At 66.2% G+C, this 17,115-nt stretch carries 13 protein-coding genes; 7 read left to right on the top strand and 6 right to left on the bottom strand.

Annotated elements, in window-relative coordinates:
* Nucleotides 1–360: 360 nt before the first annotated feature.
* From CR157_RS10140 to CR157_RS10165, 6 genes are all read left to right on the top strand, one after another.
* Entirely contained in the window at nt 361–3,111 is a 2,751-nt protein-coding gene (locus CR157_RS10140; RefSeq protein ID WP_110283395.1) for a nitrate reductase, read from the top strand.
* A complete protein-coding gene (cobA, locus tag CR157_RS10145) occupies nt 3,068–3,991 on the top strand; it encodes a uroporphyrinogen-III C-methyltransferase (protein ID WP_110283488.1) in 924 nt (307 codons plus the stop codon). Before CR157_RS10140 ends, cobA begins: the two co-directional genes overlap by 44 nt.
* Before the next feature lie 434 nt (nt 3,992–4,425).
* Nucleotides 4,426–5,583, top strand: a complete 1,158-nt coding sequence (locus tag CR157_RS10150) for a hypothetical protein (RefSeq protein WP_110283396.1) — start codon at nt 4,426–4,428, stop codon at nt 5,581–5,583.
* A 119-nt stretch (nt 5,584–5,702) separates the two neighbouring features.
* The gene (locus tag CR157_RS10155) at nt 5,703–6,140 is read left to right on the top strand and encodes a hypothetical protein (protein ID WP_110283397.1); all 438 of its coding nucleotides are present in this window, start codon (nt 5,703–5,705) and stop codon (nt 6,138–6,140) included.
* A gap of 46 nt (nt 6,141–6,186) precedes the next feature.
* Nucleotides 6,187–6,900, top strand: coding sequence for a C39 family peptidase (locus tag CR157_RS10160; RefSeq protein WP_110283398.1), 714 nt, complete (start codon nt 6,187–6,189; stop codon nt 6,898–6,900).
* A gap of 22 nt (nt 6,901–6,922) precedes the next feature.
* Nucleotides 6,923–7,615: a hypothetical protein gene (locus CR157_RS10165; protein WP_110283399.1), complete on the top strand. Its 693-nt coding sequence runs from the start codon at nt 6,923–6,925 to the stop codon at nt 7,613–7,615.
* A 124-nt stretch (nt 7,616–7,739) separates the two neighbouring features.
* Here CR157_RS10165 and CR157_RS10170 read toward each other — a convergent pair whose 3' ends face one another.
* From CR157_RS10170 to CR157_RS10195, 6 genes are all read right to left on the bottom strand, one after another.
* Complete coding sequence (locus tag CR157_RS10170; RefSeq protein WP_110283400.1) at nt 7,740–8,828, bottom strand: transporter; 1,089 nt, start codon at nt 8,826–8,828, stop codon at nt 7,740–7,742.
* 56 nt (nt 8,829–8,884) lie between these two features.
* Nucleotides 8,885–10,309, bottom strand: a complete 1,425-nt coding sequence (locus tag CR157_RS10175; RefSeq protein WP_306766776.1) for a sigma-54 dependent transcriptional regulator — start codon at nt 10,307–10,309, stop codon at nt 8,885–8,887.
* A gap of 601 nt (nt 10,310–10,910) precedes the next feature.
* Entirely contained in the window at nt 10,911–11,342 is a 432-nt protein-coding gene (locus tag CR157_RS10180; protein WP_110283401.1) for a GFA family protein, read from the bottom strand.
* A 284-nt stretch (nt 11,343–11,626) separates the two neighbouring features.
* A complete protein-coding gene (locus tag CR157_RS10185) occupies nt 11,627–12,910 on the bottom strand; it encodes a nitrate regulatory protein (protein WP_110283402.1) in 1,284 nt (427 codons plus the stop codon).
* Nucleotides 12,911–13,015: 105 nt separating this feature from the next.
* Nucleotides 13,016–14,368, bottom strand: coding sequence for an MFS transporter (locus tag CR157_RS10190; RefSeq protein ID WP_110283403.1), 1,353 nt, complete (start codon nt 14,366–14,368; stop codon nt 13,016–13,018).
* A 281-nt stretch (nt 14,369–14,649) separates the two neighbouring features.
* Complete coding sequence (locus CR157_RS10195) at nt 14,650–15,357, bottom strand: murein L,D-transpeptidase catalytic domain family protein (RefSeq protein WP_110283404.1); 708 nt, start codon at nt 15,355–15,357, stop codon at nt 14,650–14,652.
* A 129-nt stretch (nt 15,358–15,486) separates the two neighbouring features.
* Here CR157_RS10195 and CR157_RS10200 point away from each other — a divergent pair, with 129 nt between their 5' ends.
* Complete coding sequence (locus CR157_RS10200) at nt 15,487–17,115, top strand: L,D-transpeptidase family protein (RefSeq protein ID WP_258364130.1); 1,629 nt, start codon at nt 15,487–15,489, stop codon at nt 17,113–17,115.

The following is a 17,115-nucleotide window of genomic DNA, read 5'->3' on the forward strand; positions in this document are numbered from 1 at the left end:
CATTCCAGGTACCGCTACCGCGAGGCGGGACGCCCCTCCCGGGCGGATGGGAGGGGAGCCTAGCCGTCGTGTCGAGGAGCCGTGGGCACCAGGGTGGTGCAAGTAACGCGCGCCGGTGATAGTCGTTGGTGCGGCAAGCGGGGGTGAGGGTTCCCCATGAGTTCGGCCGGGACGTTACAGGTCGCTGGATATTTGGTGAAAAGCCTGTCATGGCATGTGTCTTGCTTATGTCAGGTCAAACGGTGAGGAGAGCCATGCCGGCCCTCCGAGACCAGGCAACGACGCCCGCCAGCGGTCCACTAACAGGGAGGCCGCTGGTGGGCGTCGTCGTTTCCCGACCGACTGCGACAGGAGATCGTCATGCATCAGGCCCGAACCACCTGCCCCTACTGCGGCGTCGGCTGTGGCGTACTGGCCTGCGTGGAGAACGACCGGATCACCGGGGTGGAAGGCGATGCCGATCACCCGGCCAACTTCGGGCGGCTGTGCGTCAAGGGCTCGGCATTGCACGAGACCCTGGGGGACCACGGCCGGCTGACCCGCCCCCGCGTCGACGGCGTCGAGGTGGAGTGGGACACGGCGCTGGATGCCGTGGCCGACCGGCTGCAGGCGACTCGCCGCGACCACGGCAAGGACGCGGTGGCGGCCTACCTCTCGGGGCAGTTGCTCACCGAGGACTACTACGTCGCCAACAAGCTGTTCAAGGGCTTTCTCGGCACCCCGCACCTGGATACCAACTCGCGACTCTGCATGGCCTCGGCGGTGGCGGCCTACAAGCGCGCCCTGGGGGCCGATGCGGTGCCCTGCAACTACGAGGATATCGAAGACGCCGAGCTGGTGGTGCTGGTGGGCTCGAACCTGGCCTGGAACCACCCGGTGCTCTACCAGCGCCTGCGCACCGCCAAGAGTCGCAATCCGCTGCTGCGGGTGGTGGTGATCGACCCCCGGGTGACCGACACCTGCGAGATCGCCGACCTCTACCTGGGCCTCAAGCCCGGCAGCGACGCCCGGCTGTTCAACGGCCTGCTGACCTGGATGGCCGACAAGGGCAAGCTGGATCGCGTCTATCTCGAGAAACACACCACCGGTTTCGATGCCGCCCTGGCGGCGGCCCGGGAGGAGGACGACTCGGTGGAGGCCATCGCCGCCGACTGCGATGTCGACCCGGAGCGCCTGGAGACCTTCTTCTACTGGTTCGCCAGCCAGTTGCACGTGGTGACCCTCTACTCCCAGGGCATCAACCAGTCCTCCAGTGGTACCGACAAGTGCAACGCCATCATCAACTGCCACCTGGCCGGCGGCAAGATCGGGCTGCCCGGTGCCGGCCCCTTCTCGATCACCGGCCAGCCCAACGCCATGGGCGGGCGCGAGGTGGGGGGCCTGGCCAACCAGTTGGCCGCCCACATGGACTACCACAGCCCCGGCGCCATCGACCGCGTCACCCGCTTCTGGACGACGGAATCGCTTGTCCCGACCCTGCCCGAGGGGCCGGGCCATAAGGCGGTGGAGCTCTTCGAGGCGATCGAGCGGGGCGAGGTGCGGGCGGTATGGATCATGGCCACCAACCCGGCGGTCAGTCTGCCCGACGTTCACCGGGTGCGCCGGGCCCTGGCGAAGTGTCCGCTGGTGATCGTCTCCGAGTGCGTGGCCGACACCGACCTGTTGCCCTACGCCGACATCGTGCTGCCGGCCTCGGGCTGGTCGGAGAAGGACGGCACCGTGACCAATTCCGAGCGACGCATCTCCCGCCAGCGCGGCATCCTGCCGCCGCCGGGGGAGGCGCGTCACGACTGGTGGATCATCACCCAGGTGGCCCACCGGCTCGGGTTCGGCGAGGCCTTCGCCTTCGGGCATCCGAGCGAGATCTTCGACGAGCATGCCCGGCTGTCGGGGTTCGAGAACCTGGCCGGCTCCGAGTCCGCCCGGCTGTTCGATATCTCCGGCCTGGCCGGGCTCGACCGGGCGGCCTATGACGCCCTGGCCCCGATCCAGTGGCCGGTGACGGCCCGGGCACCGCAGGGGACGGCGCGGCTGTTCGAGGATGGCCGTTTCGCCACCCCGGACGGCCTGGCCAGGCTGATCCCGGTGCGACCGCGCGAGCCCGAGCAGGCGCTGAGCGAGGCACGCCCGCTGCGCCTCAACACCGGACGGGTGCGCGACCAGTGGCACACCATGACCCGCACCGGCCGGGCGCCGCGGCTGATGAACCACCGCGCCGAGCCCTTTATCGAGCTCACCCCGGAAGATGCCCAGGCCCTGGGCATCGAGGATCAGCAGCTGGCGCGCTTGACCGGCGCCGGCGGCGACTACCTCGGCCGGGTGCGGCTCTCCAAGGGGCAGCGCCGTGGCGAGGTCTTCGTGCCCATGCACTGGACCGGTCAATTCAGCGGCTGCGCGAGCATGGGGGGGCTGCTCGAGGCGCACCTCGACCCGGTCTCCGGTCAGCCCGAGTCCAAGCACGGTGCGGTGGCGCTCGAACCGCTGACGGACGGCTGGGAAGCGACCCTGCTGGTGGCCGACGACCTGGATGCCGAAGCCGACTGGTGTGACACCGCCGACTACTGGGCGCGCATTCCCCTGGGCGGGTGCCAGCGCTGGCAGCTGGCCGGCGGTCGGCCGGGCGAGCGCCCCGACTGGCTGGCCTGGCTGGCCCGGCACCTGCCGGTGGCCCCGGCGCTGTGGTGTGAGGACCCGGCCAGTGGACGCCTGCGGGCCGCGGGGATCGAGGCGGGTCGCCTGCGTTGGTGGCTGATGGTGGCGCCTCCCCGGGAGCTCCCCGGCCTGGCCTGGCTCGACGAGCGCTTCCAGGAGAGCGCCCGCGGCGAATCGCTGGATGCGACCCGTCGCCGACGACTGCTGGCCGGTTGCGACGACGGCGCCGCCGATAGCGGCCCGGTGGTGTGCAGCTGCCACCAGGTGGGCCGCTCCTCCATCGTCTCGGCCATCCAGGGGGGCGACACCAGCGTCGAGGCGCTCGGTGCACGGCTGGCCTGCGGCACCCAGTGCGGCAGCTGCATCCCCGAACTGAAGTCCCTTATCGAAGAAAGTGCCGAAGAGGAGAGGGCCCATGCGCGCACTGAGCCGAAGCCTGAAATCGTTGACGTCGCCTGACGTCCCCGGCGCCCTGGCACGCCTCGGAGCCGCGGCCGGCCGGTACCTGGAGGGGCTGAAGGGTACGACCGGCGAGGCCGGCGTGACGCTGCCGCTGCGGGGGGAGTGCCGCCCCGGGCGCGTCTACCTGGTGGGCGCCGGCAGCGGTGATGTGGAGTTGCTGACCCTCAAGGCCGCGCGGTTGCTCATGCAGGCCGACGCGGTGGTCTATGACCGCCTGGTCGGCGATGAGGTGCTGGCGCTGATTCCCGCTGGGCGCGAGCGCTACTACGTGGGCAAGGCCAGCGGCCATCACAGCGTGCCCCAGGCCGAGATCGGGGCCCTGATGGTCGAACTGGCGGGGCAGGGCAAGTCGGTGGTGCGCCTCAAGGGGGGCGATCCGGGGGTGTTCGGGCGAATGGGCGAGGAGCTCGCCGCGCTGGCCGAGGCCGGCATTCCCGCCGAGATCGTGCCCGGCATTACCGCGGCGTCCGCGGCCTGTGCGGGCATGGGCATCCCGCTCACCGACCGTGCCCACGCCCAGCAGTTGCGTTTCGTCACCGCCCAGCTCTGCCGCGAGGATGGCGAGCCCGACTGGGCATCGCTGGCTCGCCGGGACGAGACCCTGGTGTTCTACATGGGACTCTCCAAGGTGGCGGCGATCTGTGCCGGCCTGCGCCGCGCCGGGCTCCCCGACGACTGGCCGATCATGCTGGTGGCCAACGCCAGCCTGCCCGAACAGCAATCGCTCACCGGCACCCTGGCCGACATGCCCGCCAGGCTCGAGGCGGAGCCGCTGCCCTCGCCCTGCCTGATCGTGGTGGGCAGCGTGGTACGCATGGTCGAGGCCAGTCCGGCTTCACCGTCCCGTTCGGAATCGAGCGGGGCTACGGACCCTTGAGGGATCGCTGACACGAACCCCGGTCGCCCGGCCATCCCCGGGCGGTTTCCCCGCCTTCCAGGCGGCGTACTGTAACGCCGCCTTTCCATTTTTTGGCACTCCGACGACTGGGCTGATTTACCTGAACTTTTGCTTGCAGCGGAGGGTTGAAGAACCCTTCGCCGCCCTTACTGCTTCACGCCCTTAACACTATCCCTCCTCTCCCTGGCCGGTGCCGCGTGCTCCGGTGTTGTCCGTTTATTTTTAACATATTGTTTTTAAAGTATTTTATTCGCGACTTGGGGCCGTGCTGGCATGGGTCGTGCTCTAGAGTCCATGACTGCGAGCGGGTATCGACGTTCAAGGGGCTGACGGCCTTCGATGCAATGACACCGGTTCGCAGTGAAACGCAGTAATGCAACGAAGGCCCAGTCGAACTGAATGGAGCAACGATCATGAAAAAGTATCTGGTAGTCGCGGGTACTCCCTTGCTGGCGCTGGTGATGGCGATCTCCACGGCCCATGCGAACCCGAGTGCCGGCTTTGCAGATCAGGTCGATCAGGAGGTGGATTCCACGGCAGTTGCCATTGGCGGTAGCAGTGGCAATGCAGATGGTGGTGGCGGCTTCGGCGTGGGTGTTGGCGGCGGCGGCGGCAACGCCAACGGTGGCATAAACGATGATGACTCCGGCGGGGCCAACGGCGGCACTGGTGGTGCCGGCGGCTATGGTGAAGGTACCGGGATGGGTGGCAACGGCGGCTCCACCGGCCGTGGCGGCGATGCCTGGGCCATGAGCGAGTCCTACAACACCTCCACCAGCGTGATCTCGCTGCAGGAGATGCACTCCACCGTCAATGGTGCCGGTATTGCCATCATCGGTGGCACTGGCGCCGCAGGGGCTCAGGGCGGCGCCGGCGGTGCGGCAGCCGCGGTGAACGTGGGCATCGGTGCCGGCGGCGATGGTGGCGATGGCAATGGCGGTGACGGTGGCACAGCACTCGCCGGGGCCGGTGACGGTGCCGGAGGCGGTGAGGCGACTGGCGTCGGGGTGGGCCTCGGCGGTGGACTCGGTGCCGGAGACGGTGGCGATACCGGCGCCGGCGCCGGTGCGGCCTCCGGTTCCCTGGGCGCCAACCTTGCAGGCCTCAGCGCCGGTGAAGATGTCGACGATGATAATACCGCTGGCGGCTCTCAGAGCGCTGCAGCCGACTCCGCTGCCACCGCCAGTGCTTCCTCAGGTGATGGCGGTGCCGGCACCGGCACCGGTACCGGCACCGGCACCGGCGAGGGTGCCGCCACGGCCGGCAACGGCGGCAATGGTGGCAATGCCAATGCCCTGGCCGGCAACGGCGGCAATGGCAACGGCGGCAACGGCGGCAATGGCAACGGTACCACCGGCGATGCCATGGCCACGGCCGGCAACGGCGGGGCCGGCGGCAATGGCGGCAACGGTGGAGCGGCGGTCTTCTCGACCGGTGCGGCCAGCGTGTCCGTCGGCGGGGGTGTGTTCGGCGGCATCAGCAACATGAACGTCTCCACCGGCCTCTACAACTCGCAGCTGGCCGGCACCAGCGTTGCCGCTCACAGCAATGTAAGCATTGGCGGCAACTAATCGAATCACCTGGCCCAGGGACGGGCATGAGTTGTCGCGTCCGGGAACTGGCGGAGCACGCTCCGCCAGTTCCTCCACCGCTCGGGGAGACCCGGGAAAGTCCGGAAGGAGGCTAGGCGATGAAGGCGATAATGACTGTCCCGCGGCGAGAGCGATTCCGCCGGCGACTCCTGGCAACCCTGGTCGTGCTGTCGGCGGGCGGGGCGGGAATGGGCTACGCCGATGCGGGCGAAGTCGGTGGGAGTATTCCCTCTTCCGGTTCCGGCTTCGCGGCCCTGCCGAGCATGGATCTCGAGGCGATGGCGCAGGCGCGGGGGCGGGAGGGTGTCAACGTCCACCTCGACAGCGTCAATGTGCAGAGCATCCAGGACCTGAATGCCATCTCCGTCGGCTCCGATTTCAATGTCATCAACGGCAACATGATGACCGGCTCCATCACCTTCGAACAGGGGAGCATGGGCCACTTCAGCGGTACCGGGATCTTCAACGGCATCACCGGCAATGCCAATGCCGTCAACAACGCCATCGGCATCAGCGTTTATATCCAGAATCCTTGATCCAGCGGCACGGTCCTTGAACGAGGAACGCTAGAGGCACAGGCCCATGAGAGATTCAGCGAAACGCTCCCTGCTGCTGGCGGCGCTGCTGGCACTGTTGGGAGGCGGCATCGCCGCGAGCGTGGAGGCCGGTCCGGTCAACATCTCGAACCGCTTCGGCTCCTTCCAGGTTCAGGCCAAGAGCCTCTCGGAGTTCAGTTGGGAGAGGGTGGTGCCGCAGCAGTACGACTTCAGCTGCGGCTCGGCGGCGGTGGCGACCCTGCTGACCTTCCATTACGACCGGGAGACCACCGAGGCCGAGGTCTTCGAGTCGATGATCCGCCACGGTGATGCGGAGCAGATCCAGACCTATGGCTTCTCCATGCTGGACATGAAGCGCTACCTGGACACCCAGGGTCTCGACTCCGATGGCTTCAAGATCTCCCTGGACGACTTCATGCGCATCGGTGTGCCCGCCATCACCCTGGTCAATACCGGGGGGTACAAGCATTTCGTCGTCGTCAAGGGCGTCGACCGGGAGAACGTCCTGGTGGGAGACCCGGCGGCGGGGACCGTCGTGGTCCCGAAGGAGATGTTCGAGACGCTCTGGACCGGTACGGTGCTCGGTGCCCGGGCGGAACTGGAAGTGGCCCAGCGCAACTTCAACAGCGAGCGTGACTGGCGCGTCCGTCCCTCCCCGCCCATCGCGGAGGGCGTGCAGCGTTACAACGTCGGAGCCAATCTGCTGTCGCTGCCGGGCATTACCGAACTGGGTAGGTAATCACTCACAGGAGTTACCGACCATGAACGTACACGCGGTGCACCAGGGAACCGGGCCTCTCGGGCACAGGCTCCTGCCTGCCGTGCTGTTGGCCGCGGCCATGTCCCTGGTGCCGACGGCGGCATCGCCCGTCTCGGCGGCGACGGCCTTCCCCTATGTGGAGCCCGGCGTCCAGCCCCGGCCGGATGATGCCGGGGTCTACCATCGGGGCGAGGTGATAGCCGCTGCCGAGCTCGATACCCTGCGCGGCGGCTTCAACCTGGCGGGAATGGAACTGAACTTCGGAGCCAAGTTGACCACCCTGATCAACAACACCATCCGCTACGAGACCGAGGTGGCCTTCCGCAACAGCGGCGGGATCGAGGTGCTCTCCCAGACCCTGAGCAATGCTGGCGGTAGCCCCGTGACCCTGGTGGGGCCGGGCTCGACCGGTGCGGCTACCATCGCCGGGACCGACGGAGGGGGCGGGCTGGATCTGTCCGGTCTCACCGACTTCTCCGGCATCGTGGTCGAGGGCCCGGGCGGCATCGGCAGCACCGCGGCCCTGCACCGCATCACCCGGCAGGCCATCGTCAGCACCCTGGCCACCACCGCCTCCGGCCAGACCATCCACAACGACATCGATATCAGCGTTCAGCTCAACAATATCGGTGAGCTGAGGTCGGCGCAGCAGAAGGCCAGGATCCTCAATGCCCTGCAGGGAATCGTTCGCTAACGGCGTGGGCATCGATCCAGCGGAGCCGAGTGGGCAAGTTGGAACGTCGTCGAGCGGGAAGGTGGAGAGGCTGCCGGCAGGCAGCCTCTGTCTTCGAGGCGGGCAGTCCCGAATGGGCCTTGCCTTAGAAGACATTCATGCCGAAGGGCGCCCTCAACGTCAGCATGGCATCCGGCGCATCGTCGGTGACGCCGAGCTCCAGGTTCAAGTTGAGCGCGGCGTCCTGGTTGAACTGGTAGGACCAGCCCAGCAGCAGCGAGCCCACGTTCAGGGTCCGGGTATTCTGGTCGACGGAGGCACCGGTATTGGGATCGACGAAGGTCGTCTCGGTCTCACCGATGAAGTCGTTCTTGTAGCCCAGGGTGAAGGAGGTCTTGGGGTTGATGGAGTAGGCCATGCCGAAGCTCAGCCGCACGGCGTCGCCTGGGTCGACCTTCTGGATCTCGTTCTCGCCGACCGGCTCGTTGACGTCGTCCTCGAGGTGGAACTGATAGCCCAGGTTGGCGAAGTAGACCGCCGGCGCCGAGGGGAAGAGCACCGTCAGGCTCGGCTCGATGGCATGGAAGCCGGAGCCCGTGGCCAGCTCCTCCTCGAGGCCGTTGGCGTCGCGGTCGACATCGAAGGGCCCCTGCCCGGTGGTGGACTTGTAGCGCAGGTTGCCCACGAAGAAGGGCGCGCCGTCCAGCCCGCGGTTGAGCTGGTAGTGGGCCGCGACCTCGATATCGCCCAGATCATTGCCGGTCTGCTTGTTGTCGAGCTCGAAAGATTCGGGTTCCTCGATGCTGATGTTCGCCCTGTCCTCGCGGTAGAGGTAGGGGAGACGCAGCTCCAGCTCGAGGCGATCGGTGACCCCCAGGCGACCGGTCAGGGCGGCGCCGAGGGTATCCCGGTCGATATCCTCGGCGGTCAGCACACCGATCTGCAGGGTGCTGAGAATCTCCACACCGCGGAACGTCAGGCGATTGACGCTGGAATGGGAGTATTGGAACTCCGGCTCCAGCACCAGTTGCCCCCGGGGCGTCAGCACGCCGCCGATGTCCGGAATGGATTGGACCTCGGGGGCGGCCGCTTCCTGGGGGGGCGGGCGCTGGCCGACGGGCTGTACCGGTGTGCCACCCTGATCCTGGGGTGCTGGCTGGGCCCATGCCAGGCTACATCCCAGTAGCGATACGAGACCGGTGGCGGAGACGACTTGCTTTGCTGTGCATGCCATGCGGTGGTTCCCTTGTTGCTTGGTGTTGTCATGACCTGGGACAGACGGCATTGGGGTCAGAGTGACGGCAGTGGTGTGACCCTGGGCGGCTGGTCTGCCTCCTCATCATCGACAGATACGCTGTGTCGATCAATGCCGTGCTTCTCGATAAGACGATAGAGAGTGACTCGGGAGACGCCCAGCTCACGCGCCGCATGCAGGATCTTGTGCTTGTTGCGTGCCAGTGCTGCCCTGATCGCTTCCCGTTCGGCGATGTCGCGTGCCTGCTCGAGCATCACGGCATGCCGGAAGGCACACTGCCGTCGCTCGAGGCCCAGATCCGCGGGGGTAATAAGGCGCTGGTCACACATGACCATGGCGCGCCGCACTCGGTTGACGAGCTCGCGGATGTTGCCGGGCCAACCATACTGTCGCATCACGATCATGCTTTCTCGGCTGAAACCGCGGACACCGGCCGATCTTTCGCGGGAGAACTTCCGGAAGAAGAACCTCGCCAGGGGGTCGATGTCCTCCGGGCGCTCCCTCAGCGCCGGCGTGCAGACCTGCAGGACATTGAGCCGGTGGTAGAGGTCTTCCCGGAAATGGCCTTCCCTGACAGCCTTTTCCAGGTCGACGTGCGTCGCGGCGAGTACGCGAACGTCGACCGGGTGTTCCTTCAAGCCGCCCACTCGCATCACCCGATGGTTTTCCAGGAAGCGTAGCAGATTGACCTGCATGTCCAACGGAAGATCGCCGATCTCATCGAAGAAGAGGGTACCACCGCTCGTCGATTCGATGATGCCGGCCTTGCTCTGGCTGGCGCCGGTGAAGGCCCCCTTCTCATGACCGAAGAGTTCCGACTGGATCAGGCCCGCCGGCAGGGCGCCGCAGTTGATGGTGTTGAAGGGCCCGCTGCGACGCGTCGAGTGCTCATGGATGGCACGGGCCGTCAGTTCCTTTCCGGTACCTGACTCCCCGGTGATCAGGACAGGGGCCTCGACGGCGGCGATCTTGTCGATTGCCTGGTAGAGCCGTGTCGTCATGGCGGAATTACCGACCATGCCGTATTCGTTGGCTCGATGGGACGACCAGGATCTCCCGATGGTGACCGTCGGGGAGATATTGGCCATGTCCAGGGCGGATTCGAGCAGGGTATGGGTCTTTTGTGGGTCGAAGGGGAGGGTTTGATAGGCGTAGAGGGCCTGGTGGATGAACAGGCGAGTATCGGGATGGGAGAGGAGACTGCTGTCGAGGATGGCAAGCCAGCACACTCTTTCCCGACAGATGAGCTCTTCCATCGATCTCTGGTAACGAGCGCTGTTGGATTCTATCAGCATGACGCCGACACGATGGTCATTCTCGGACAAGCAACTCGTCGCCTCTTCGGGCGTTTCCGAATGGGTGATGGACCAGCCATAGGGCGTCATCGCCTGCATGATGTCGCGAGACAGCCACTTGTTTCCCACCAGCAACAGTCGTCGTGATGTATCCGGAATCATCATTGCTTCCTGTATCCTGAAACCGCCAGGTCGGCCACCGCGAAAAGGGTGATATGGATAGTTTCACGTTCTTCATATCCGGGCAGCCTGGTCTGATGCGACATCCTCTGGTCGAACATGGAAGGGCAAGTGGTGTCGCATAATGCTGACGATGCTGCGTCGGATAAAAGCGACAGTCTACGAGGGACATTCATCCTGGTATCCGCTTCGTAGTGCCATTACGGCAACGGGAGCCATGGGAAGTATTGTCGTTCCACCTGCCGGTGTAAAGTCTGGTTACATCCCCGACTATTTTGGAAACAGAGATGACAGGTAATAGGGGGACGATATCTTTCTGTATCAACAGGAATTAACAAAGACATGGCCCGCGGGTTCGGCCCATATTCTCCTGAAGTTGGATGAGAAAAATAGTGCGATAGTATGGAGGAAGGTCGGTGAGAGGAGGTAAGAGCATCATGCCCGGGTCGTCGATATCGAGGACGCGAGCGTAGGGCGAAGCCCGGCCTGGCGGACGGTGGGACCGACATCGCCTGGCCGGACCCGGCGGACATCGAGGTGTCCGAGTCGGGAGGATGGCGCCCGCCAGGTCCCCGCATCGCCCCGCTCAGTCGCCCTTGCCGCCCTGGAAGGCCTCGAACACCTCCTGGCCGGTCAGGTTCTTCGTCGTGTTGGCGAAGGTGTAGAAGGCCGGTTTCTCGTCGATGAAGATCTGGGTATCGAAGGTCCAGGCTTCACCGCCATCGACCAGGCCCACGGGGATCGCGTAGTGGTCACCGCTCTTCAGCCGGTAGAACAGGTGCGTGCCGCAGTGGCGGCAGAAGCCGCGCTCGGCCCAATCCGACGAGGCGTAGACGGTGATATTCTCCTCGCCCTCCATCTCGACCCGCGTGACCGTCTCCAGGGCCAGCAGGGGGCCACCGCCCCAGGTGCGGCACATCTGGCAGTGACAGGCCCCGATGTTCTGTCGGCCGGCCTGCACGGCCAGTTGCACCGCGCCGCACAGGCAGCTGCCACGGGCCGTCATTCCATCCTTCATGTTCTCCTCCTGCTCGGTCCATGGGAAGGAAATGGTGGCGGATGCTCCGCCACCGGTGATCCTCTGCAGTCTAGCAGCCGGTCGGATTTGACCGATCGTCGCGAGAGACACGGATTTCGAGTCAAGCTTATCGATCTGATGAGGCGAATTACGGGTTATTTAACGAATCAGATCGAATGAAGTTGGCCGAAAGACCGGGTTTCGCAGTAGATCAGCGTTAAGACCGACAGGCTGCCTGGCGTTGCCGGCGGGATTCTCCGCATCGATCGCCCAAGGGCTGTGCGTCAATCGCGGCGTTTCTGCAGGATATCGGAGAGGTCGACAATGGATCGCGCCATGGTGGCCATGCTCTTGCACTGGTCCATGGAGGCCTTGCGCAGGAAGCGGTAGGCCTCCTCTTCGGTCATCTCCTGGTGGGCCATGATCAGTCCCTTGGCACGCTCGACGAGCTTGCGCTCACGCAGTGCCTTGCGGGTGTTCTCCAGCTCATCGCCGAGGGCCTGAAGCCGCGAGGCCTGGGCCTGCATCAGGTCGATCAGCGAGCGATTGAGCCGGGAGTCGACGGCATTGGCGGTCAGGGTGCCCAACTCGCGGCAGGGTTCGTCGCCGAACAGGTCGACCAGTTGCTGGCACACGGGGGGCGGTGAATCGTTCGACGCCAGGGTGGCACGCAGGGCCTCGAGATCGGCCATCTGCTGGCGTGAAGCGGCGATCTTGCCGCGGCACATCTCCGAGAGCTCGGCGGCCAGGGCATCCTCCACCCGTTTCATGGCGTCGATGCGTCGCGTGGTCAGCTCGTACCAGGTCTCGCCGAGACTGCGGCTGGTCGTGGCAAGGGGGATCTCGTGGCAGGCCATTTCCCGCAACTGCTGGATGCCGGCCTGGGTGCGGGGTGGCAGGCCCTCATGCCAGTGGCGACGCGCCTCCGGTGTGGCGAACTCGGTGAAGGTGTCGAAGCAGCGCTGCTGGGCGTCGACGAGATGGAGCAGCAGTCGGCGGTGGGGCGTGTCGAAGCCACCGGCGGTGAAGCCGATGGCGCCGCAGGCGCGTTCCTGGCCGGCCAGCTCCTTGCCCTGCATGAAGTGGAAGATGGCCACCAGGGCATGGGTGATCTCCGGGTCGCCGGCGGTGTCTGCGGCGTCGAAGACCACCGAGAGCAGGCCGCTGATCAGCCGGTTGAAGGTCAGGGTCGCCTCGTCGGCGGTGATTGCCTGGGTCTCGATGTGGCGGCGCAGAGCGCCGAGGCTGTCCAGGGCATGCCAGACCCGGGCGATGCGCTCGAGTAGCCGTGAACCGGCCGCTGGCCTGCTGCCGTCGCTGGCCAGGGCATCCAGGCGCTGGCGCATGATCCGTTCGGTTTGCAGGCACTCCTCGATGCGCTCCTGGCGATGGTCGGCGAAGCGTTCACCCCGGGAAGCCAGGTAGACGTTGGAGGCACCGCGCTCTTTCTGCAGCGCGTGAATGAAACGACTGATGTCTCCGACGATCTCGCAGGTGGTGGCGAGGTGTTCCAGGTTGTCCATCTCGCAGCGCTTGGCGGCGAGTAGCAGGCGTTCGGCTGGTTTCATGGGTTGTTGACCTGTATAAGCAAGATCCGTCCTAGTTCTTGGCCGACGACTGCCGCCGCCCCGGAGGGCGGCGGCATAGGCAGTGGACCGAAGGGGCAGGGCAGTTCAGCGCAGCGTCAGGGCACCGGCGCCGGTATCCTCGCCCACGGCATCGCTGTAGGCCTTGGCTTCCTCGGCCTCGACCTCCGGCGAGAAGCGCACCACCAGGGCACACAGGGAGGCAATCACGACGGCGATGCCGAGATAGAAGAGCCCTTCCTGGTAGCTGAGCGACTCCGAGCGGAACAGGAAACCGGCGGCGACTGCCCCGGCGTTGCCGCCGGCACCGACGATGCCGGCCACCGCGCCCAGCGCCTTCTTGTTGATGAAGGGAACGACGCCGAAGGTGGCACCCTCGGCCATCTGCACGAAGAGGCTGAATACCAGCATGATGCCGATCGCCAGGGCCAGCACATGCATCTGCGAGAAGAACATCAGCGCGACGCCTTCACAGAGCATGGCGATGAACAGCCAGCGTACCCGGCCCTTGAGACCGCTGTTCTTGGCGAACAGGTCGGAGAAGATGCCGCCAAGGGTACGGGCGAAGAGGTTCATCAGGCCGAACAGGCCGGCGATCATCCCGGCGGTGGCCAGGGTCAGGTCGAAGTTGTCGAAGAAGTAGATGGCGGCGATGTTGTTGATGGTCAGCTCGACGCCGAAGCAGGCGGCATAGACTACGAACAGGGCCCAGACGCGGATGTCCTTGGCGGCGGTGGCGAAGCTCTGGCCCATGCCGTGCTCGCCGCTGGCCGGCGGCAGTTCACCGCGGGCGCGCAGCTCGTCGAAGTTGCCGTCCGGGGCGTCCTGGGTGAACCGGTAGTAGGCGATACCGGTGAGGAACAGCACCACGCCGGGTACTACCATGGCCAGGCGCCAGCCGAAGGCCTCGTTGACGCCGAGCATCAGCAGGCCGGAGAACACCAGCGGCATCAGGATCTGGGTGGTGCCACCGCCCAGGTTGCCCCAGCCGGCCGAGGTCGCGTTGGCGGTGCCGACCACGTTGGGGCCGAACATCACCGAGGTGTGATACTGGGTGATCACGAAGGAGGCGCCGATGGCGCCGATGGCCAGGCGGGCCAGGAAGAAGGACTCGAAGCTGTCGGCGAAGCCGATGCACATCACCGGCAGCGAGCCCAGGCAGAGTAGCCAGGTATAGGCCTTGCGCGGGCCGATCTTGTCACATAGCACGCCGATGGCCAGGCGCACGATTACGGTGATGGCCACCGAGGCGATGATGGTGTTGCCGATCTGGGTCTTGGTCAGGCCGAGGTCCTCGCGGACCACCGCCATGAGCGGGGCGATGCCGAACCAGCCGAAGAAGCAGATGTGGAAGGCGAACCATGAGAAGTGGAAGGCGCGCATCTGCGGAGTTTTAAGGTTGAACAGGCGTATCCTGTTGGCCTTGTTGCGGATTTCCATTGGAATACCTCGTCGAGTGAAATTCGAACACACGATCCTGGGCCTTCGCCGTTGAAGGTCGGGTCCGACGCACTCGTACTCCCGAGGGAGCCTGGTCCACGCCAACCATTATCTGGCATGTCCAAAGCAAGGTATTTGCCAGTTTCCTCGTATTGCTGGTTTTTCAGTTGGTTATGCTAGAAGCGGCGATCGATCTGGGGAGGCGGGCAAGCTCTGTTGCGCTGCAATAGGGAGCATGCGGCGCCGTGATGCCCCGCCTTGGTGCCTGCCGGCCAGGTGGTTCAGCGCATGGTCAGTCGGCTTTCGTCAGTCTCGCAACTGAAGAAGGCGGAGCTCGCCAGCCACTCCGGGTCGGGGTAGTAGGCGAACAGGTAGTGATCCTCCTTGAGGCTGTCGATCAGCGGGTAGGTCACGTCCTGGCGCACCGCCGGGCAGCCGTGGCTACGCCCCAGCCGGCCCGTCTGCTGGATGAAGGCCTCGCTGACGTAGTCGGCACCGTGAATCACGATGGCGCGCTGGTAGGCCAGGTCATTGATGCCCGGTTCCAAGCCTTCCAGCCGCAACGAGTAGCCGTTGCGACCGTAGTAGCTGTTCATGGTGCGGAACAGTCCCAGGCTCGACTGGTGGCTCTCCGGGGTGTTGGAGAACAGCGTGGCCTCGGCATCGCCGGAGCCCTGGCCATGGGCGACCCGTTCCTCGAACATCAGTTCGCCCCGGTCGAGGTCGAATACCCAGAGACGCGGCTCGGTGGAGGGCAGGGAGTAGTCGATCACCGCCAGGCGACCGGCGTCCGGGGCGGCGCAGTCCAGGGCGCTGGCGGCCAGTTGCAATACTCGGGGGTCGGCCTTGGGTGCCAGCCGGGCCAGGGTGTGCTCCAGGGGCGGGGCACGGAACTGGTCGGGGTGCAGCGCCTGGGCGAGGAAGTCGGCGGCGGCGGGCAGGCTGACCAGCAGCGAGCCGGTCATCAGGGGAAGCAGGAGTCGCGTCATGGGATACCCGTGGCGGTCGTTCTGGCACAAGGAAGGGGGGCTGCTTCCCTGAGCCCCCCGGTCTGGCACTATTATGATCATGAGGATCGGGATGACCAGGCGCCTCCATCAACGCAGGAGGTAGGGACGATGAACGCTCGTACATGCAGGACCTTCCTCGTTTCCGTGCTGCTGACGCTGCTCATGCTGGCGGGCCCGGCCGTGGGGCAGGGGGAGGAAGCGGCGACGTCACCGCTCGCCGCTGCCATTACCGCGCGGCTGGCCGAAGCGGGCGATGAGCTGCAGGCCTTCTATGCGGTGCGCGGACAGCGCCCGGCCTGGGAGGACTCCCGGACGGTGGCCGCCTTCGCCGCAGCGTTGCATACCCTGGGCGGCGATGGACTGACACCCGGGGATTACCGGCCGGATGCCCTGGTGGCGGGGTATCGCCAGGCCCATGGGGAGGCGGGCGGTCTGGAGCGGCAGGCGCGCTTCGACCTGCATGCCAGCCGGGTACTGCTGACCGCCCTGCGGCATCTGCAGCGCGGCAAGCTGGATCCTCGTGACATCGATCCCGACTGGGAAATCCCGATCGTCGCCCCGGCGCTGGACCTGGCAGCGCTCTCCCGGGCGGTGGATGCCCAGCGCTTCGAGCAGGCCTTCGCCGAGGTGCGCCCCGCCTATGCGCCCTATGAGCGGTTACGAACCGGCCTGGCCCGCTATCGCAACATCGAGCGGCTCGGTGGCTGGCCGAGGTTGCCGGCCCGGGATCGGGCGCTGCGCCCGGGTGACCTCGACGACGACGTGGTGATGCTGCGCGAGCGTCTGGCGGTGATCGGCGAACTGGAGGTGATGGCCGCGGACACGGCCGCTTTCCCCGGTGCCGAGCGGGCTGCCCCGGACCCGCGCCGCTATGACGAGGGGCTGGCAGCGGCGGTGCGGCGCTTCCAGCGGCGCCACCTGCTGGAGGCGGACGGCATCGTCGGGGCGCGGACCCGGGCGGCCCTCAACGTGCCGGTGGACGAGCGCATCGACCAGATTCGCCTCAATCTCGAGCGGGCCCGCTGGTTGCTGCACGGCTTGCCCGACGCCTTCGTGCTGGTGGACATCGCCGGCTACCAGATCAGCTACTTCCGCCCCGACGGCGAGATCTGGCGCTCGCGCATCGTGGTGGGACGGCCCTACCGGCGCACTCCCTCGCTGCGCTCCGAGATCACCCACCTGACCGTCAACCCGACCTGGACGATTCCGCCCACCATCCTGCGCGAGGACGTGCTGCCGGCGATACGCCAGGACCTCGGCTACCTGTGGCGGGAAAGGATCCAGGTGCTGAGCCCCTCGGGTGAGCCCCTCGACCCCTGGGAGGTCGACTGGGAGCGGCCCGGCAATATCATGCTGCGCCAGGCGGCAGGGCCGCAGAATGCCCTGGGGCGGGTGGCGATCCGCTTCCCCAACGACCACCTGGTCTATCTCCACGACACCCCCGCCCAGGGGCTGTTCGCCCGCGAGCAGCGCGCCTTCAGCTCCGGCTGCATCCGGGTGCAGGGGGTGCTGGAGTTCGCCCAGCTGCTGTTCGACGACACCGACAGCGGCCGTGACATCGAGGCGCTGATCGACGCCGGCCAGACCCGCAACGTGCCACTGGCGGAGCCTGTCCCGCTGATCCTGCACTACTGGACGGTGCATGCCAACGAGGACGGCGAGCTGGCCTTCCGCCCCGATATCTACCAGCGCGACGAGGCCCTGCTGCAGGCGCTGGATCGGCCGCTGGTGCTATAG

Origin of the sequence: Halomonas sp. LBP4 (genome assembly GCF_003202205.1) — a bacterium.
In the GTDB taxonomy this organism is placed as follows: Bacteria; Pseudomonadota; Gammaproteobacteria; order Pseudomonadales; family Halomonadaceae; genus Halomonas; species Halomonas flagellata.

Excerpts from the sequence above, each read along its gene's own strand:
- CR157_RS10140 (WP_110283395.1), top strand. The coding sequence starts at position 361 with ATGCATCAGGCCCGAACCACCTGCCCCTACTGCGGCGTCGGCTGTGGC.
- cobA (WP_110283488.1), top strand. The coding sequence starts at position 3,068 with ATGCGCGCACTGAGCCGAAGCCTGAAATCGTTGACGTCGCCTGACGTC.
- CR157_RS10150 (WP_110283396.1), top strand. The coding sequence starts at position 4,426 with ATGAAAAAGTATCTGGTAGTCGCGGGTACTCCCTTGCTGGCGCTGGTG.
- CR157_RS10155 (WP_110283397.1), top strand. The coding sequence starts at position 5,703 with ATGAAGGCGATAATGACTGTCCCGCGGCGAGAGCGATTCCGCCGGCGA.
- CR157_RS10160 (WP_110283398.1), top strand. The coding sequence starts at position 6,187 with ATGAGAGATTCAGCGAAACGCTCCCTGCTGCTGGCGGCGCTGCTGGCA.
- CR157_RS10165 (WP_110283399.1), top strand. The coding sequence starts at position 6,923 with ATGAACGTACACGCGGTGCACCAGGGAACCGGGCCTCTCGGGCACAGG.
- CR157_RS10170 (WP_110283400.1), bottom strand. The coding sequence starts at position 8,828 with ATGGCATGCACAGCAAAGCAAGTCGTCTCCGCCACCGGTCTCGTATCG.
- CR157_RS10175 (WP_306766776.1), bottom strand. The coding sequence starts at position 10,309 with ATGATGATTCCGGATACATCACGACGACTGTTGCTGGTGGGAAACAAG.
- CR157_RS10180 (WP_110283401.1), bottom strand. The coding sequence starts at position 11,342 with ATGAAGGATGGAATGACGGCCCGTGGCAGCTGCCTGTGCGGCGCGGTG.
- CR157_RS10185 (WP_110283402.1), bottom strand. The coding sequence starts at position 12,910 with ATGAAACCAGCCGAACGCCTGCTACTCGCCGCCAAGCGCTGCGAGATG.
- CR157_RS10190 (WP_110283403.1), bottom strand. The coding sequence starts at position 14,368 with ATGGAAATCCGCAACAAGGCCAACAGGATACGCCTGTTCAACCTTAAA.
- CR157_RS10195 (WP_110283404.1), bottom strand. The coding sequence starts at position 15,357 with ATGACGCGACTCCTGCTTCCCCTGATGACCGGCTCGCTGCTGGTCAGC.
- CR157_RS10200 (WP_258364130.1), top strand. The coding sequence starts at position 15,487 with ATGAACGCTCGTACATGCAGGACCTTCCTCGTTTCCGTGCTGCTGACG.